1 pseudogene is annotated in these 1,072 nt (G+C 72.4%); it reads right to left on the bottom strand.

From position 1 onward, the window contains the following. A pseudogene (locus AB0E94_RS53225) lies at positions 1-922 on the bottom strand (hypothetical protein); the annotation flags it as partial. Positions 923-1,072: the final 150 nt, after the last annotated feature.

The following is a 1,072-nucleotide window of genomic DNA, read 5'->3' as shown; positions in this document are numbered from 1 at the left end:
CGTGTGTGGTGGCGAGGGTGGCGCGCTGGCGGGCGGTCTTCTGCCACAGCTGGTGCACTTTGGCGGCCTGTTTGGTCACCGTGGCGGGCAGGACGGCGGCGGGCGTCGGCGGTTCGATGTTCGCTTCGCTCTCGGCCGCGAGCTGCATGGCGCGTGCGGTGCTCCACGCGGTGACCAGCGCGCGGTAGAACGTGCGGTGCTGGCCGAGCAGCTCGTCGGCTCGTGCGGGCCACGGCTCGGCGTCGGCGCCGTCGGGGTGCCGGGCGGTGACGGTTGGATAGGCGGCGGTGTGTGCGGCGTGCTGGTTGCGGTAGAAGTCGCGGCCCCGGTCGGTGATGCGGTAGCCGTCCGCGCACCTCTCGGCCAGCGGCGGTATGTGCCGGTCGATCAGCACGTGCTCGATCGTCTTCGAGTAGCCCCAGGTGAGTGGTTGGCCGCGCTGGTCGACCGCCCACAGCAGGGCCAGGACCTCCCACGCGCGCTCACTGAGTCCGACCTTCGGTTTCGTGCCGGTGTCCAGGGAGGTGCCGGCGCGGGCGGCGGCCCGGCCGGCCCGGGTCAACGCCACGGTGTGCATCACCCCGAACGCGGTGCCTCGGATGTTGCGGGTGATCAGCCCCCGGCTGGCCAGGGCCGCCATCGTGGAGCCGTTGCCTTGGTTGTCCCACCCGTGCATGTCCAGGCGTGCCTGCAGGTCGGTGACGCCGAAAGCCCTCCGGTCGGAGGGATCGTGGGCGAAGTCGATACGCCGCCACTCGACCGCCGGGGTGCCGTCGAACATTCCCCGGGCCGCGTCGCGGCGCCGGCTCGCTTCTTTCTGCTGGTCGATGTCGTAGATGGCGCGCAGGGTGCCCTGCTGACGGTCGTTGAGTTCCGTCCAGGCGGCCACCGCCGCCGGCGAGGTGCGGGCCTTGGTGGTCATGCCGCCGCCCCCTCGGCTGATTCCGTCGAATCGTCGCCGTCGTCGACGGTGAGGTACGCGGCGAGGGTGTAGGCGGGGGCCCGGTCGAGGCGCTGGCCGCCGTGGTCGTAGCGGCGGGTGGTGCGGGCGTCGGCGTGCCCGAGTTGCTCC

Source organism: Actinoplanes sp. NPDC026670, assembly GCF_040638175.1.
GTDB lineage: Bacteria > Actinomycetota > Actinomycetes > Mycobacteriales > Micromonosporaceae > Actinoplanes.
Note: the sequence above shows the minus strand (reverse complement) of the source record. Positions and strands in the feature narration are given on the sequence as shown.